This window comes from Exiguobacterium alkaliphilum 12/1 (assembly GCF_000714435.1).
GTDB lineage: Bacteria > Bacillota > Bacilli > Exiguobacteriales > Exiguobacteriaceae > Exiguobacterium > Exiguobacterium alkaliphilum.
This window is the reverse complement of record NZ_JJMW01000060.1, coordinates 65,339-80,988: the sequence shown is the minus strand read 5'-3', so window position 1 is coordinate 80,988 and position 15,650 is coordinate 65,339. Positions and strand designations below refer to the sequence as shown.

The 15,650-nt window shown below is 54.2% G+C and carries 19 protein-coding genes; 10 read left to right on the top strand and 9 right to left on the bottom strand.

The features are described from left to right. Positions 1–35: 35 nt before the first annotated feature. From RT52_RS12480 to RT52_RS12470, 3 genes are read right to left on the bottom strand one after another with little or no spacing between them, the layout of a single operon-like run. Positions 36–254: a YhzD family protein gene (locus tag RT52_RS12480; RefSeq protein ID WP_034808348.1), complete on the bottom strand. Its 219-nt coding sequence runs from the start codon at positions 252–254 to the stop codon at positions 36–38. Positions 255–296: 42 nt separating this feature from the next. Then, positions 297–1,388, bottom strand: a complete 1,092-nt coding sequence (dinB, locus tag RT52_RS12475) for a DNA polymerase IV (protein WP_034808346.1) — start codon at positions 1,386–1,388, stop codon at positions 297–299. A gap of 36 nt (positions 1,389–1,424) precedes the next feature. Next, the gene (locus tag RT52_RS12470; protein WP_051690365.1) at positions 1,425–2,348 is read right to left on the bottom strand and encodes a CorA family divalent cation transporter; all 924 of its coding nucleotides are present in this window, start codon (positions 2,346–2,348) and stop codon (positions 1,425–1,427) included. Positions 2,349–2,463: 115 nt separating this feature from the next. Between RT52_RS12470 and RT52_RS12465 the strand changes: the two genes are divergently transcribed. Then, the gene (locus RT52_RS12465; protein WP_034808345.1) at positions 2,464–3,390 is read left to right on the top strand and encodes an HD domain-containing protein; all 927 of its coding nucleotides are present in this window, start codon (positions 2,464–2,466) and stop codon (positions 3,388–3,390) included. A 41-nt stretch (positions 3,391–3,431) separates the two neighbouring features. On the opposite strand, the gene RT52_RS12460 is transcribed toward RT52_RS12465, so the two are convergent. Beyond that, positions 3,432–4,421, bottom strand: coding sequence for a peptidylprolyl isomerase (locus tag RT52_RS12460; protein WP_051690364.1), 990 nt, complete (start codon positions 4,419–4,421; stop codon positions 3,432–3,434). 151 nt (positions 4,422–4,572) lie between these two features. On the opposite strand from RT52_RS12460, the gene RT52_RS12455 reads away from it, so the two are divergent. Further along, positions 4,573–4,911, top strand: a complete 339-nt coding sequence (locus RT52_RS12455) for a DUF1878 family protein (protein ID WP_245175541.1) — start codon at positions 4,573–4,575, stop codon at positions 4,909–4,911. On the opposite strand, the gene RT52_RS12450 is transcribed toward RT52_RS12455, so the two are convergent. After that, positions 4,895–5,458: an HTH-type transcriptional regulator Hpr gene (locus RT52_RS12450; protein ID WP_034817778.1), complete on the bottom strand. Its 564-nt coding sequence runs from the start codon at positions 5,456–5,458 to the stop codon at positions 4,895–4,897. The two genes, RT52_RS12455 and RT52_RS12450, sit on opposite strands and share 17 nt — an antisense overlap. 60 nt (positions 5,459–5,518) lie before the next feature. After that, positions 5,519–5,806, bottom strand: a complete 288-nt coding sequence (locus RT52_RS12445; RefSeq protein WP_245175540.1) for a hypothetical protein — start codon at positions 5,804–5,806, stop codon at positions 5,519–5,521. A gap of 243 nt (positions 5,807–6,049) precedes the next feature. Between RT52_RS12445 and RT52_RS12440 the strand changes: the two genes are divergently transcribed. After that, positions 6,050–6,379 carry a hypothetical protein gene (locus RT52_RS12440; RefSeq protein WP_034817776.1) on the top strand — a complete coding sequence of 110 codons (330 nt, stop codon included), beginning with the start codon at positions 6,050–6,052 and terminating at the stop codon, positions 6,377–6,379. A 37-nt stretch (positions 6,380–6,416) separates the two neighbouring features. On the opposite strand, the gene RT52_RS12435 is transcribed toward RT52_RS12440, so the two are convergent. Next, the gene (locus tag RT52_RS12435; RefSeq protein ID WP_034817775.1) at positions 6,417–6,845 is read right to left on the bottom strand and encodes an HIT family protein; all 429 of its coding nucleotides are present in this window, start codon (positions 6,843–6,845) and stop codon (positions 6,417–6,419) included. Between the two features lie 131 nt (positions 6,846–6,976). Between RT52_RS12435 and RT52_RS12430 the strand changes: the two genes are divergently transcribed. Further along, entirely contained in the window at positions 6,977–8,023 is a 1,047-nt protein-coding gene (locus tag RT52_RS12430; RefSeq protein ID WP_034817774.1) for a hypothetical protein, read from the top strand. 52 nt (positions 8,024–8,075) lie between these two features. Here RT52_RS12430 and RT52_RS12425 read toward each other — a convergent pair whose 3' ends face one another. Then, positions 8,076–8,327: a GlsB/YeaQ/YmgE family stress response membrane protein gene (locus RT52_RS12425; protein WP_024371796.1), complete on the bottom strand. Its 252-nt coding sequence runs from the start codon at positions 8,325–8,327 to the stop codon at positions 8,076–8,078. A 167-nt stretch (positions 8,328–8,494) separates the two neighbouring features. On the opposite strand from RT52_RS12425, the gene RT52_RS12420 reads away from it, so the two are divergent. After that, the gene (locus RT52_RS12420; protein WP_034817773.1) at positions 8,495–9,232 is read left to right on the top strand and encodes an ABC transporter ATP-binding protein; all 738 of its coding nucleotides are present in this window, start codon (positions 8,495–8,497) and stop codon (positions 9,230–9,232) included. Continuing rightward, on the top strand, positions 9,229–10,359 hold the full coding sequence (locus tag RT52_RS12415; protein ID WP_034817772.1) for an ABC transporter permease: 1,131 nt from the start codon (positions 9,229–9,231) through the stop codon (positions 10,357–10,359). The genes RT52_RS12420 and RT52_RS12415 overlap by 4 nt, the downstream gene beginning before the upstream one ends. A 35-nt stretch (positions 10,360–10,394) precedes the next feature. Here RT52_RS12415 and RT52_RS12410 read toward each other — a convergent pair whose 3' ends face one another. Further along, entirely contained in the window at positions 10,395–11,693 is a 1,299-nt protein-coding gene (locus RT52_RS12410) for an ammonium transporter (protein ID WP_034817770.1), read from the bottom strand. Between the two features lie 128 nt (positions 11,694–11,821). Between RT52_RS12410 and RT52_RS12405 the strand changes: the two genes are divergently transcribed. The 4 genes from RT52_RS12405 (at position 11,822) to hemG (ending at position 15,597) form a co-directional block, all read left to right on the top strand. Further along, positions 11,822–12,127: a MerR family transcriptional regulator gene (locus tag RT52_RS12405; protein WP_034807472.1), complete on the top strand. Its 306-nt coding sequence runs from the start codon at positions 11,822–11,824 to the stop codon at positions 12,125–12,127. 116 nt (positions 12,128–12,243) lie between these two features. Beyond that, a complete protein-coding gene (gene hemE / locus RT52_RS12400) occupies positions 12,244–13,293 on the top strand; it encodes a uroporphyrinogen decarboxylase (RefSeq protein ID WP_034807470.1) in 1,050 nt (349 codons plus the stop codon). After that, positions 13,290–14,219 carry a ferrochelatase gene (gene hemH, locus RT52_RS12395; RefSeq protein WP_034807469.1) on the top strand — a complete coding sequence of 310 codons (930 nt, stop codon included), beginning with the start codon at positions 13,290–13,292 and terminating at the stop codon, positions 14,217–14,219. Before hemE ends, hemH begins: the two co-directional genes overlap by 4 nt. Continuing rightward, the gene (gene hemG / locus RT52_RS12390) at positions 14,212–15,597 is read left to right on the top strand and encodes a protoporphyrinogen oxidase (RefSeq protein WP_034807467.1); all 1,386 of its coding nucleotides are present in this window, start codon (positions 14,212–14,214) and stop codon (positions 15,595–15,597) included. Before hemH ends, hemG begins: the two co-directional genes overlap by 8 nt. Positions 15,598–15,650: the final 53 nt, after the last annotated feature.

Here is a 15,650-nt window from a genome sequence, read left to right as displayed (position 1 = left end):
AGAACTGGCTAGTTATGTCCCAGCCTCGTTTCTTGTTATGAGGCTGTCCCTTTTAGCTTCCCAGGAAGCTTGCAACGCTCGAAATAAATCATTTGGCCGTGCCGGACGATGCGTGCCCCTTTCCCATCATGGTTCGCCTCACGAAGCCGCAAGAGCCCTTTCTCCTTCGCCTCGTGATCGTCCTTCGCGTCGAGCGTCTCGTTCAAGACGATTGTGCCATCGTTTTCAAACGCGGTGATCATATACTGTGCCATCTCCATTGCCCCCTTTGTATCTCCATTGTACTGAATGGTCATTCATTCTTCAAGGGGACGTGTCGCGAGCTCCTCGAACGTGAGTTGACGCGCCGTCTCCGTCCGCGGGATTAATTCGGAGGCCGTCATCCCAATCAAACGGACGGGTTCACTGATTGCCATCTCATCGAACAGACGACGGGCGAGCCGTTTAATCTCGTCATGGTCGTGTGTCGGATGGTTCAGTTTGATTTGATGGCTCCGTGCCTGGAACTCACTCGTCTTGATTTTAATCGTCACGGTCTGGCAACTGAGCTCACGACGGTCGAGTTGACGCAAGACGTCCTCGATTTCCGGGACGACCCGTTCAAACACTTCTTCCGGGTCATCGAGGTCGAAGGCGAACGTCGTCTCAGAGCCAATCGATTTCCGTTCCCGTGTGGGGACGACCGGGCGACTATCGCGGCCGTGGGCGAGTTCAAACAGTTGTGTCCCACGGTCATGGCCGAAGATGGCTTTTAGTTGTGCGACGTCTGCTCGCTGCAGATCGGCAATCGTCTCGAAGCCGTGCTTGAATAAGATTTGCGCGGTCACTTTTCCGACGCCGTGCATCGTGGTGATCGACAGGGGGGCGAGGAACGTTTCGACTTCTTGCGCCGTGACGACGGTCAGCCCGTTCGGCTTTTGAAATCCGGACGCGATTTTGGCGACGAACTTCGACGGGGCGACACCGGCCGAGGCAGTGAGCCCGGTCCGGCGTTTGATTTCTCCGAGGATATAACGGGCCACATATGTGCCGGACGTGCTCATGAGCGCGTTATCGGTGACGTCTAAATACGCTTCGTCGAGCGACAACGGTTCGACGAGTGGGGTGACCGATTTGAAGATGGCCATGACTTGCTCGCTCACTTGGCGGTACGCTTGAAAGCGAGGTTTGACGAACGTCGCCTGAGGACAGAGCGCGAACGCCCGTCGAGATGACATGGCGCTGTGGACGCCGTACTTTCTTGCCTCGTACGAACAGGTCGCGACGACACCACGGCTATGGGGTGCTCCTCCGACGATGACGGGCTTGTCGCGAAGATGAGGCCGGTCCCGCTGCTCGACCGAGGCGTAAAACGCATCCATGTCGACGTGGATGATGAGGCGTTCCATGTCATTCTCCTTTCCATTCAAATCAATTTAAGTCTATTATACCGAACTTTTGTTCGATGTTTTATTTTTCTGCCTCTTGATTGCTTGCTTCGTGTTCACTTGCGTCGGAAACTGTAGGAGCGAGCCGATCCAATTCTTCCGTTTCAACCACACTTGGATGATGACGGTGAAGAGGAGAATCATCGCCCAGGCGAAGACGTAACCGAGCGGCCAGTCGAGCTCGGGCATCTCTTTGAAGTTCATTCCCCAGATGGCGCCGAACGCGACGACGGGGGTCGTCAGCGCCGTGAAGACGGTGAGCGCCTTCATGATCTCGTTCCCGCGAAAGTTCGAGAGCGTCGCGGCGAGGTCGGTCATGGCGATGACGTCGTCCTGATAGTGTTCAATCGATCCGAGCAGTCGTTCGACGCGATACGTCGCGAGCCGGTAAGGCTTCAACTCGTTCAAGTCCATGTCGAGGAACGCCTCCCGACCGGCCTGTAACAGTTCGCGATACGGGACGACTGTATCTGACCAACGTTCGATTTCGCTGCGGAGCCCGAAAATCTCATTCATGAACTCAGGCGGCACTTGTCCGCTCATCTCACGCTGGGCAATCATGAGACGCTCCTCGTACTCGTCAATCCCGTGAAAGTAATAGTCCATTCTCTCGGCGAGCAGCTCATAGAACGCTTCAAGCGGCGTCTCATAATGTTTTGCTTTGACGACTTCACAAAACAAATCGTCAAACCCGATCGTCCATAAGAAATCAGGCCCGACAAAGTAGTGTCCGACCTTTTGAGGTTCCCGCTCAAGCTGTTCATAGTCGAGGGTGAGCGAGCCGTATAGATAGCGATCGCCGACGATGATTTTCGTGACTTTCGCTGTCGTCAGTTGATCGAGCCAATACGTGTACGCCTCCTCGTAACGCTGATCGATGTGCACGGACTCCTCGGGCCGTGTGTACCAGTTCCACTTCATCTTCCATTCCTCCAATTCCATTCTCTATCCACTATTCCCGAATTGATAAGAAAGTTGGCATCTCGGAAGAAGTTTCGTTAAGATGGAGGTACTGAATTAGAGAGAGGTGCTAGCATTGGCGACAAAAATCGGACAGCTCAAAGTGGGCGACACGTTAGACCAATATGTGATGATTAAACAATCTTACCGGGGACTGGCCGGGAACGGGAAGCCGTACTTGACGCTCATCTTATGTGACGAGAGCGGGGAGATTGAGACGAAGCTGTGGGACAGCGCCGACACGGACAAGTATGCGATGAAAAAAATCGTCCACGCCTCGGGTGAGGTGATGGATTACCGTGGACGCACGCAACTGAAGCTGAAGCAAATCTCCATCATCGAAGGGGAGACCGACATCGCACCGTACGTCCGCTCCGCCCCGGTCGCGAAGCCGGAGCTCGAAGCGACGATCCGCTCGTATATCGATGCGATTCGTCACGACGGGATGCGCCAGCTCGTCCAGTCGATCGTCGACCGGAATGAAGAGGCGTACTTGACGTATCCGGCGGCCGTGCGGCACCATCACGCCGTCTACTCAGGCCTCGCTTTCCACGTCATGTCGATGTTGAAACTCGCCGATGCGATGTGCGACCTGTATCCGCAATTGAATCGGGACTTGCTCGTCTCGGGTGTCGTCTTGCACGATTTGGCAAAAGTGATTGAACTGTCGGATGCGATCACACCGGAATACACGCTCGAAGGCAAGTTGCTCGGACACTTGTCGCTCATGGCATCCGAAATTGAAGTCGTGGCCCGTGAGCTCGGTACCGACCGCGAAGTCGTGACGCTGCTTCAGCATCTCGTCCTCAGCCACCACGGCAAGCCGGAGTGGGGATCGGCGAACGCACCGCAACTTCCAGAAGCGGAGATGCTGTTCTTCATCGACAATATCGACGCACGCATGAACATGTTCGACAAGGCGTTCGAAGGCGTCGAGCCGGGGACGTTCACAGAACGCGTCATGGCGCTCGACAATCGCGCTTTCTATAAACCGAACCTATGAAAAAACGGTCGCTCTCATTTGTGAGGGCGACCGTTTATGGCTTATTGTTCAGTTGATTCTTCAGCTGGTGCTTCTTCAGAGGCTTTCACAGCTTCTTTGACTGCATCGAACTGTTGCGAGGCTTTCGCGTCTTTCACGTCGACGTTATATTTTTCAATCAACTCGGCGTAAATCTTGTTCGCATCAACCGATGCTGCTTTCTCGGCTGCGAGTTCTTCACGGATGCGATCTTTCTCATCCTCGAGCTTCAAGTCTTTCTCTTTGCGGTCGACGACTTTAATGACGTGGTATCCGAACTGTGATTGAATCGGCTCAGAGATTTCGCCGACGACATCTTCACGGAACGAGTACTCTTCGAATTCAGGCACCATCGCACCGGCTGAGAAGTAGCCGAGGTCGCCGCCTTGTTCACCAGAACCTGTATCCGTCGATTTCTCTTTCGCGAGTTCTGCGAAGTCCGCACCGTCATTCAACTGCTTGATGATGTCTTGTGCTTCCTCTTCCGTCTCGACGAGGATATGGCTCGCTTGGACTTCAACGTTTTCCTTCGCGAACTGTGCTTCGATTTCTTCGTCCGTCACGTCGACGAGCTCAGATTTCGCTGCATCGACGAGCATCTGGCCACGGAGTGCCTCTTTGAACTCGTCCGTGCCGCTCATGCCGGCTTGTTGAATCGCTTGTTCGAACTCTTCTGTCGAGTTGAACTGTTCTTCTGTTTTACTGTACTCTTCTTCGACTTTGTCTTGCTCGACTTTGTCGCCGTACTCTTTTTCGAGAAGTTCGTTCATCGTCTCTTGGAACGCGAGTTGTGGGACCATGCGGTCGTAACTCATGTTCGCGATTTCACCGCGTGTGATCTCGCCGCCTTCGAATGAGACGACAGTCGAATCGTCCGATGCGCCGCCGCCGTTTGTCGCAGCGTACGTGCCGCCTGCGCCGATGACGAGAGCGAGTGCAGATGCGCCGACGAGGGCGCCCGTTGAAAACTTCTTATCTTGTTTCTTTGGTTCGTTTGTCATTCCGTTTGACATATATTCCACCCCTAAAAATCAATAAGTTTCTATGTCCGACTATATCACATTTTCTAAATCATGACAGCTGTTCTGTTGCCTGTACAGTATCATAGCACAGAAACGTATCGTATAATGGTAAAAGAGAATGTGAAATGATGGGGTGGGAAACGTGTCGTTAGAAGAGAAAATGAAACAATTGTCATATCAAATGGAGCTGTTGATGCAGTCGGTCGACTGGTCGGACCGGCCCTTCGAATATGAAGTCATTCGGGCGAACTTGACACGAGACGACGTCGAAGCGTTCTACGCCTTGTTAGAGGAGATTCGCCAACAACAAACCGAGCAAGGGCGCTACGGTTTGTCGTCCGTAGAACCCTTGCTCGTCAATTTCGTCGGCATGTTACACCCGGCGCTCGAACCTGAAACAATCTTGGCGGCGTGCGTCAAGCAACAGATTGCGCTCGACGTGACCGAACCGCTCTATCGGCAGGTCAAGCTTCTTTCGTGATGTCGTCGTCTTCCGGGCGACGACCGGCTTCTTCGGTGATCATCTTCGACGTCTCTGCGAAAATGTCCATGAAGTTGTCCCCATAGAGGCGACGGACGATCGCGGTGATGTCCGTCAAGTCCGGGTACTTCCCATAAAGTTCTTGGAGCGGCAACGAAGCACGGAACACGCCGTTTTCTTCCGGGTCGAACGCATGAATCGTCTCGAGCAAGAGCGCCTCACCTTCTGGCGTCAATTGGACGTACGTGTTGCGCTTGTCGGTCTCTTTCTTTGAGAACGTGAGCAAACCGCGGTCTTCTAACTTTTTCGAGAAGTTGAACGCCGTCGAGACGTGCATGACGCCGTACTTGGCGATTTCCGAGATTGAGGCGCCCCCGAGCGCGTGCGCAATCCACAAGATGTGATGCTCGTTGATGTTCAAATCGAACGGTTTAATCCAATTTTGCCAGTCCTTCTCGACCGTCTTCCACAATGCTTTACTGAGTTGAATGATTTTATGGCTATACAACATGGCCTCAGGGCCAGTGAACTCTTTTTCTTGCTCCATCTCGATCCACCCTTTCCGGATACAAAGTGACTAAAACGACGGACGATGAGGACAGACCGCTTAGTTGGTCTGTTTCGCTTTCGCTTCGGTCATATCTGACTGTACGTTTGAAAGCTCGTTAAGGTTTCCTTGGATCCGCTCGATTGAAGGCTGAATGTCTTGCTGATAGCGTTCGACTTCGGCTTTCACTTGCTCCGTTAATTCTTTCCCTTGCAGTTTTCCTGCTTGCGCGACATGCGACGCGTTGGCCGCTACTTTTTGGAATTGTTCTTTCAACGTAGTGATTGTAGACGCGCGATGTTGCGTCGAAGCGGCATCGTTCGCCGTTCCGCGCGCGAGTTTTTTCACGGTCGCAACCCCTAAAAACGCTACGACGAAGCCGAAAGCAACCCAATCTCGACGATTGTGACTCGACAATACATTCCCCTCCTTAAGCACGATGATGCTAGAATACATTCTTTTCATATTATTTTACCAAAAAAGAGAGATTAAAAACCTATATCTCAAATAAAATTTTTCAGAACATTCAATTTTGACCGAAAAATCTTTTTATTTTAAAATATAGGTAAAGGAAGGTGACCTCCAGTGAATATGCAAAAGCGTTGGGTCGATGACATGTTGGACCTGTACAACGCGGCGAAACGACTCGGAGATGACACTTGGGCACATACGATCATGAAAGCACTCGAGGCAGGGTACGAAGCATCGGAGTTGAATGAACAAGAGCGCAAACAAACGATATTAGAAAAGCGCCTCATGGAAATAGATGCCCGCCTACACGAATTAAGAAAACAATTTGAACATGCCGAATCTGTCAAATCGCGTCAGCAGCTGTACGAACAGGCGATCAAATTACAAGTCGAACGGGCGCAAATCGAGGAGGAGCGGAAACGCCACCACGATTCGATCAATTCGACATAAAAAACGGACCAGGCGTCGTGCGCCTGGTCCGTTTCGTTCATACGTGCGTTGAGATGTTCGCCGCCAATGTCTTGAGGGCGTCTTGTGAATAGTCGTCGGCGTGCGTCTCCCACTTGGCCCCGAACCCGTCGTCATGACCGAAGCGCGGAATGAGGTGGATATGGAAATGGTACACGGTCTGACCGGCGATCTCCTCGGCGTTCGACAAGATGTTCATACCGATTGCGCCCGTCTCGCGTTGAATCGCGTTCGCAATCCGTGGCACCGTTTTGAATACGTCCGATGCGACCGCCTCGGGCAATTCGTATATGTTCCGGGCGTGATGTTTCGGGATGACGAGCGTATGACCGTTCGTCACTTGCGAGATGTCAAGAAAGGCGACGACAGACTCGTCCTCGTAGACTTTGTGAGACGGGATCTCACCTTTGACGATTTTACAAAAAATGCAGTTATCTTCAGTATGCATGGCACGTCCTCCAATCGAATAGGAATACTCGTCTCCATCATAACACGGAAGCTCGGGCGGAAGAACGATTGTCCGAATCGATGCACCTCCTCTACAATAGAGGGAACAAAAACGGAACAGGAGGCAGACACGTGAATTATGAGCGTAAAAAAAGACATGACCGGAAGCGACGGCTACGAATCGGTCTCCTGAGCGCGACTGTCTTTCTCGTCGCGGCTGGACTCATCTATTTCTTAGGATATCAACCGGCTGCTGAAAACGAACGGATTCATGTTCGATTCAAAGAAGCGCTGTTGACCGAGGATGTCGGATTTTTTGAACAGAACGTCGAATATGCGAACGAGCCGCTCACACGGGCCGAGACGCTCCGCTTCATCCGCTGGTTGAACGACGAACCGAGCATTCGTAGCGAGGCGATCGCCGAAGTCGTGACCGACCGTGAAGACGCAGCAGCGAGCGGGGATGGCTTATTCCGACTGATTGACACAGGGGAAGGGCGGTTCGGCTTCTCCGATTATCGGATTGAGCTGTTACCGAAACAATTGACCGTGACGACCGATGTCCCGTACACGAACGTCTGGGTGGACGGGATTCAAGCCGCGCGACTCGAAGAAGCGGGGGAGACCGTCACCCTCGACCGGATGCCGGGACGATACGACGTGAAAGCGGTCGCGGTCGTGGACGGGACGACACGGACACAGGAAGAGACGGTGACGCTTGTCGACGTGGACGAGCTCGCCTTCTCCCTGCGACCGGAGACGAGCGAAGTGATCGCGGGACAGTTCGACCTCGATCGGACCGAGCTGATTGAAATCGAGGTCGAGGCGCAGACGGGCCATGCCATCGAAGTAATTGACGGGCTTATGAATAAGCGAACGGACGCGGTCAAGGAAGCCGTCGGCGAGCCGGTGAGCGAAACGGAGCGCGTGTGGCGCTATGACGGGTTTGACGTGACGTTTGACGGCGGTCGCGTCAGTCGCATCGACATCGATCTCGCCAAAAGCCCGGATGACTTGATTGCGTTGATTGGTGAGCCGGCCGAGCGAATCGAGGTGGACGGTGGGACGGAGTGGCGTTACGACCGGCCGCTCCTCGAGTCAATTTTCACGTTGTTCGGTTTTCAAACGGATAAACGCTTCTTGGAACGGGACGGCAAACTGTACGTCGTCATCCGCTGAACGAGAAACGGGACCCTCGATGATGAGGGTCCCGTTTTCGGTAGGCATGTGATTAGCGTTTACGCATTGATTTCATGACGAACGATACGATCAAGATCAAGATAATCGCACCGAGAAGTGCTGGTACGATGGCAATGCCGCCAACTGCAGGACCGAAGTCTCCGAAGATGAGGCCGCCAAGCCAAGCACCGATGATCCCGGCAATGATGTTCCCGATGACGCCACCTGGCACATCCTTACCTAAAATAAGACCTGCTAACCAACCGATAATACCCCCGACAATTAACGTGATAATCCAACCCATAAAAACATTCTCCTTTCTGTTTTGTCCATTGTCCTTCTTAACAATTTTATGGAACAATGGAAGTATTGAATAAGTTTTAAAATGCCTTACAGTTCAGATTATTCCCATGTGACAGCTTTTAAAACATATATCACAAAAAAAAGTTGAAAATGAGGGGTGGAGTTTTCATGTTGCACGTCGACAAGTTGAACGGCGGTTATATAGGAAAGCAAGTGCTGCACGATATTTCGTTTGAAGTGAAAAAAGGGGAGCTCGTCGGGCTGATAGGGCTAAACGGAGCCGGGAAGTCGACGACGATTAAACATATTTTAGGACTGCTCAATCCGTTGTCCGGGACGATCACGGTCGACGGGGAGACGTTAGAATCTTCCGAAAAAAACTATCGTAAAAAAATAAGCTATATACCCGAGACCCCTATTTTGTATGAGACGTTGACGCTCCGGGAACACTTGGCGCTCATGGGCAAGGCGTATGGCTTACCAGACGAAGAGTTAGAAGAACGGACGCTGCGTCTGGCGAAAGATATGCGGATGGAGAAGCAACTAGGCTGGTTCCCGTCGGTCTTCTCGAAAGGGATGCGTCAAAAGGCGATGATTTTATGTGCGCTCGTGACGAAGACGCCGCTCCTCATCGTCGATGAGCCGTTCGTCGGACTCGACCCGCTCGCGATTCGACAGCTGCTGCGATTGTTTGACGAATATAAGGAAGACAGCGCCATCTTGATGTCGACCCACATCCTTGAGACGGCGGAACGCCACTGTGATCGCTTCGTCTTCTTACATCAAGGCGTCGTCATCGCGACCGGTACGGCAGCGGAATTGCGTCAGACGTACGGGCTCGACGCGCTCGCGTCGCTCGATGATATTTACGTCGAGGCGATTGAGGCCGAGGAGCGGAAACGATGAACGTATTTCGACAACGGTTTGGTGTCTGGGTCGAGGACGTCGTGAAATATAGCCGCTACGTGGCGAACGGCGGCCTATTGTTCACGCTCTACTTCACGCTCATCTACGGCGCTTTCGTCTATAATCAATTTTTGAGCGGGCTCGACGCTTCGTTCCCGAGCGCCTGGGTCGTCGCGCTCGCGTTCTTGGTCTTGCCGCTCGGTCACCGACCGCGGACGCTGTTGCAAGAAGCGGATCAAGTCTTTTTACTACCGGAACTCGGAAACATCCGGGCTTATATGAACGGTGTTCGCCTGTTCAACGTCGTCTTTGCGTCTGTACGTGCCGTCCTGCTCATGCTTGTCGTGTTGCCACTTCTCGTCCGGACGCTCGACGTCACGCCTGGCGAGGTGCTCGCAATCATCGCGACGAGCGTCCTGTTGTCTGTCGTCGGCCGCCTAGCGAAGCTTGAAAGCATCCGTTACGTCGGGGTCGTCAGTGCCTTCTTCAGTGCGGGCGTCATGCTCGTCGGATTCCCGATTGTCACGCCGGTGCCGCCGCTGTTGGCGCTCATCTATTTACACATCAAACGAAACGAACGCATCCCGCTCGCGGACTGGCTCGTCCTCGAACAGGCGAGCAAGGCACAGTTCAACCGGGTCGTCAGCTGGTTCGTCGATTTGCCGGACATGCGAGAAGAGGTGAAGGCACGACCGTTTATCGTGAACGTCATGAACCGTTATTTACTTAAACGTACCGACGCGGCCCGATACGTGTATGGGTTACGGATCGTGCGGTCGAACGACTCGCTCGACTTGATGTTCCGGCTGTCGCTCGTCGCCATTCTGGTCATGTGGTTGTCTGGCGGTTGGTACGTCGGGTTGGTCGTCCCGCTCTTCGTCGGCTTGACGGCGCTCCAACTCGTCCCGCTGTTCAAACGACTCGACTCCGTCTCGATCGCGTCATGGCTCCCGATCACGCGCGCCGAGCGGCTGGCCGCCTACAAGTGGTGGACGCTCCGTCTCCTCGTCGGGCAAGCGCTCGGACTCGGAATTGCGTCGCTTCTATTTGGCGGGACATGGGACGCGCTCGTCGGGCTCGTCTTGGCTTATGGAATCGTGCGCTATTATTTGGCTAGATTAAAATAAAACGAAGGACACCCGCTAGGCGAGTGTCCTTCGTTTTATTTCTTAGGAGACATGACCGAGACGCTCGATCCGAGGATTTTCGGGAGACGTGTCGGTGTATCCGGTTGTTCTTCGATTTCGCCGTAAGCCGAGATGCCGTGCTCGGCGATATCGAGTCCGATGTCTTCTTGCTCTTCCGTGACGCGAAGCCCAATCGTCACGTCGAGAAGTTTCAAGAACGCATAGCTTCCGCCACCGGCGATGACCATGGCAATCAAGACGCCGAGCGCCTGAACGCCGAGCTGACCGAGACCACCACCGTAGAAGAGACCGGCCGAGCCGATACCTGTGATGTCAACGAGTCGTGGTGAGGCGAAGAAGCCAAGGGCGAGCGTCCCGATGATTCCGGCGACGCCGTGAACCGAGAAGGCGCAGAGCGGGTCGTCGACGTATTTCGCCATGAGGAGGCTCGTCCCGTATGTGGCGACCGCGGCGAGCGCCCCGATGATGACGGCAGCCCACGGTTCGACGAACGCACAAGCGGCCGTGATGGCGACGAGCGCCCCGAGGACACCGTTGACGACTGTCGGGATATCGGCTTTCTTCCGGTGGACCATGACGATGGCGAGCGCCCCGAGTGCGCCGGCAGCCGTGGCGAGCATCGTCGTGAGGGCGACGTAGCCGAAGAACCCGTCAGCGACTGACATCGTCGATCCGGCGTTGAACCCGAACCAGCAAAGCCAGAGGACAAGTCCGCCGACGACCGTTAGGACGTGGTTGTGACCAGCGAGCGACTCTGTCTTCCGACGTGGTTTTAAGATGATCGTTGCCATGAGCGCGGCCATCCCGCCTTGAAGGTGGACGACGGCCGAACCGGCGAAGTCTTGCATCCCCATCGATCCGAGCAGTCCACCGGCCCAAACCGAGCGGGCGACGATCGGATAGAGGATGGCGACGAAGAAGATGCCGAATAGGACGTAAGCAGAGAGCTTAGCCCGTTCTGCGAATCCACCCCATGCGATGGCGAGTGCGACCGCGACGAACGATAACTGGAACAAGAACTTGATGTCGATCGAGACGTTTGCCCAGTCTAAGCTTGTGAACGAACCGTTCAAGAAGAACCCTTCCGTTCCGAACCAGCGCGTCCCGTCCCCGAAGGATAGTCCGAATCCGACAGCCCAAAAAGCGAGTGCCGCCACAGAGAGGCTGATGATTTGTTTGACGGCGACGTGCCCGGCGTTTTTCGCCCGGAGCGTTCCCGTTTCAAGCAGGCCGAAGCCGAGTTGCATCGTCAAAACGAGCAATGCCGCGATGAGTACGAACAGCGTGTCCATATAATACATAATGTCTTCCATGTTGCGATTCCTCCTTTTTTTCATCGGTGTGGGTGAAAAGTTGTTTTCAGTGTAATGCGAATAAACAAGGGTGGATTGCATTTTGTCAGATTATCTGACATAGTTTTTTTAAAAGGAGGATGGGTGTGGTGGACTATAAAACGAAGAAAGTGATCGGAATGGGCGTCATCACGGAATTGACGGGGCTGTCTGAACGCCAAATTCGTTATTATGAAGCGAAGGGACTCATCTTCCCGGAGCGGACGAAAGGTGGTTCACGCAAATATTCTTTCCATGACGTCGAGCGCTTGATTGACGTCGCCTCGAAACTCGAGGACGGGTGGCGTATCCAAGATATTAAAGAGCGAGAGAAGCGTCTGTCGGCGAAACAGCGTGACGATCTCATCCGTGGACAGCTCAATTCGGCGTTCCGGACGTATCCGACAAAGAAATGACACAAAGAAAACACAATGAAAATGCTTCACATTAGCATTATTCTAATTAATTTCTGTATAATGTTTTTGAGTTCACATACCTATAGAAGAAGAGTGTAGGAGAATTAAAGAGGGGAATGACGCGACGTATGAACGATACTATTTTAAGGGCGTTTCGAGGAGAGGCGACGGACTATGTGCCAGTCTGGTACATGCGCCAAGCGGGACGCTACCAGCCGGAATATCGGGAGATTAAAAAGACGAGGACGTTATTCGAGATCACACACGACCCAGAATTGTGTGCGTATGTGACCGAGCTCCCGATCAAACAACTCGGCGTCGACGCGGCCATTCTATATAAAGACATCATGACACCGCTCCCGTCGATGGGCGTCGATGTGGAAATCAAGAGCGGCATCGGTCCGGTCATTGATAACCCATATCGGACGATGGCCGACGTCGAGAGCTTGAAGCCGCTTAACCCGGATGACATCTCGTACGTGTTCGAGACGATCCGTTTGCTCCGGCAGCGCCTCGACGTGCCGCTCATCGGCTTCTCGGGCGCGCCGTTCACGCTCGCGAGCTATATGATTGAAGGCGGTCCGTCACGGAACTACCATCGTACGAAAGCGCTCATGTACGCGGAACCGGACGTATGGAACGCGCTCATGGACAAGCTCGGCGACATGGTCATCACGTATGCGAAAGCGCAGGCCGAGGCCGGGATTCAAGCGTTCCAGCTGTTCGACTCATGGGTCGGCACGCTCAGCCGGAAAGACTACGCCCGCTACATCAAGCCGACGACAGAACGGATCTTCCGTGAGCTTCGTGGACTTGATATCCCGCTCATCATGCACGGCGTCGGGGCGAGCCACCAAATCGAGGAATGGCACGACTTGCCGCTCGACGTCGTCGGCCTCGACTGGCGTCTATCCGTAGATGAAGCACGCGGACGTGGCATCACGAAAGCGGTCCAAGGAAACTTAGACCCGTCATACTTGCTCGCACCGTGGCCGGTCATCGAGGCGAAAGTGAAAGAAATTCTCGATGAAGGCATGAAGCAACCCGGATACGTCTTCAACTTGGGACATGGGGTGTTCCCGGAAGTCGATCCAGCCGTACTCGTCAAATTGACAGCGTTCATTCATGACTACTCACGTGAAAAAATGGGAGGAAAATCATTATGAAAACAGTCGGATTACTCGTCATGGCATATGGGACACCATACAAACCGGAAGACATCGAGCGTTACTACACGCACATCCGTTATGGCCGTAAGCCATCACCGGAAGCGCTTCAGGACTTGACGGAGCGCTACGAAGCGATCGGTGGCGTGTCACCGCTCGCGAAAATCACGGTCGACCAAGCCGAAGCGCTTCGCGACATCTTGAACGAGCGTCACGTCGGCGAAATCGAGTTCAAATTGTATATCGGTTTGAAACATATCGAACCGTTCGTCGAGGATGCGGTCGCGCAAATGGCGAACGACGGCATTAAAGAAGCGGTGTCGGTCGTATTGGCCCCGCACTACTCGTCATACAGCGTCAAGTCGTATAACGGCCGCGCCCACGAAGAAGCTTCGAAATACGGCATCGAGATTCGTTCGGTCGAGTCGTGGTATGACGAGCCGAAGTTCATCAACTGGTGGGCCGAAGCGATCAAGGCGACGTTCGCGAACTTGCCGGTCCCGGCCGAGAAGGCTTGCTTGATCGTGTCGGCGCACAGTCTTCCCGAGAAGATTTTGGCAGGCGGCGACCCGTACCCGGATCAATTGAAAGAGACGGCGGACAAGATTGCGTTAGCCGCTGGCGTACCGCATTACGAAGTGGGTTGGCAGTCGGAAGGGAACACACCTGACCCGTGGATCGGACCAGACGTGCAAGATTTGACGGCTGAACTTTATGAAAAGCATGGATACGAAGCGTTCGTCTATACACCGGTCGGTTTCGTAGCGGATCACCTCGAGGTGCTCTTCGATAACGACGTCGAGTGTAAAGTCGTCTGTGACCGCTTAGGCGTTCACTATGCGCGTCCGAACATGCCAAACGCGGAGCGGAGCTTCATTGAAGCCATCGCCGATCGCATGGAAAGCGTGATCGTACATCATGCGTAATGTAACGATTGTCGGTGGTGGGATTACAGGTCTCACCGCCGCTTTTTATGCCGAGAAATATTTGCCGGAGGACGTGACAATCACGCTGCTCGAGGCGACGGACCGTCTCGGCGGAAAAATCGACACGTTCGAGACGGGGGAGTTCGCGGTCGAACGGGGACCAGACTCTTACGTATTCCGCAAGACGGCGATGACGGAGTTGATTCATGAGGTCGGCCTTGGTGACGAGATCGTACGAAACGGTGTCGGTCAGGCGTACGTCCTCCATCATGACGGCCTGCATCCCATCCCGAAACAAACGGTCATGGGCATCCCACTCGACGTCGATGCGTTTAAGGACACGACGCTCTTATCGGAAGAAGAACATGCCGCGCTCCGAGCGATGCTACTCGCGCCACCGGACGTTGAACCGCCGAAAACGGACGTGTCGCTCGGATTATATCTACGTGAGCGCGTCGGCGACCCAATCGTCGACCGGTTGATTGAACCGCTTCTTTCCGGGATTTACGCGGGAGATATCGACAAGATGAGCGCCTTGTCGACGTTCCCGCAGTTCATCGAAGGAGAGAAAAAGTACGGCAACCTGTATGAAGGGATGCGCCATCTTCGTCCCGAACAGCGTGTCGCCGAAGTCGGGGCGAAGAAAGTCGGGCAGTTCGCCTCGCTCAAGCGTGGCTTGAAGTCGCTCACCGACCGGCTCGCGGAGCGCCTTGAGCGGACCGAGGTCGTCTTGAACTGCTTCGTCGAACACGTCGAAGAGGTCGAGGACGGGTACCGGTTGCTCACGAATCGTGGCGACAAGGAGGCCGACCACTTAATCTTGACCGTGCCGCCGCGCCTCATCCGTCAGTTTTTACCGAAAGTCGACAGCGACTTCTTGGCGGACATGAAACCACACGCGACGGCGACGTGCTCGCTCGTCTTTAAACAAGACGACATCGAGTTGCCGTTCGTCGGGACCGGGTTCGTGACGAGTCAAGAAGCGGACGTGACGATCACAGCGTGCACGTTCATCGACCAAAAATGGCCGCACGCCGTACCGGAAGGGTATCACGTATTGCGTGTCTTCCTCGGGCGTCCGGGGGCCGATGACATCGTCGAGGCGTCCGATGAGACGATCGTGTCGACCGCGCTCGGTGACCTCGGCCGCTTGATGACGATTAAAGGTGCCCCGATTGAAACGGTCGTCAGTCGTCTACGCGACGGCTTGCCGCCCTACGCCGTCTTCCATTCGGACCGGGTGCGTGCCCTCCGAGCCGAGCTGGGCCGGGTCTATCCTGGCGTGCTCTTAGCGGGCATCGCCTACGACGGGATTGGCATGCCGGACTGCATCAAGAGCGTCCATGAACAAGTCAAAACGTTAGGTGAGCACGTGTAAGCTTTTTGTGAAGAGAGGTGTTGGATTTTTCCGAACGCCTCTCTTTTTGTTAT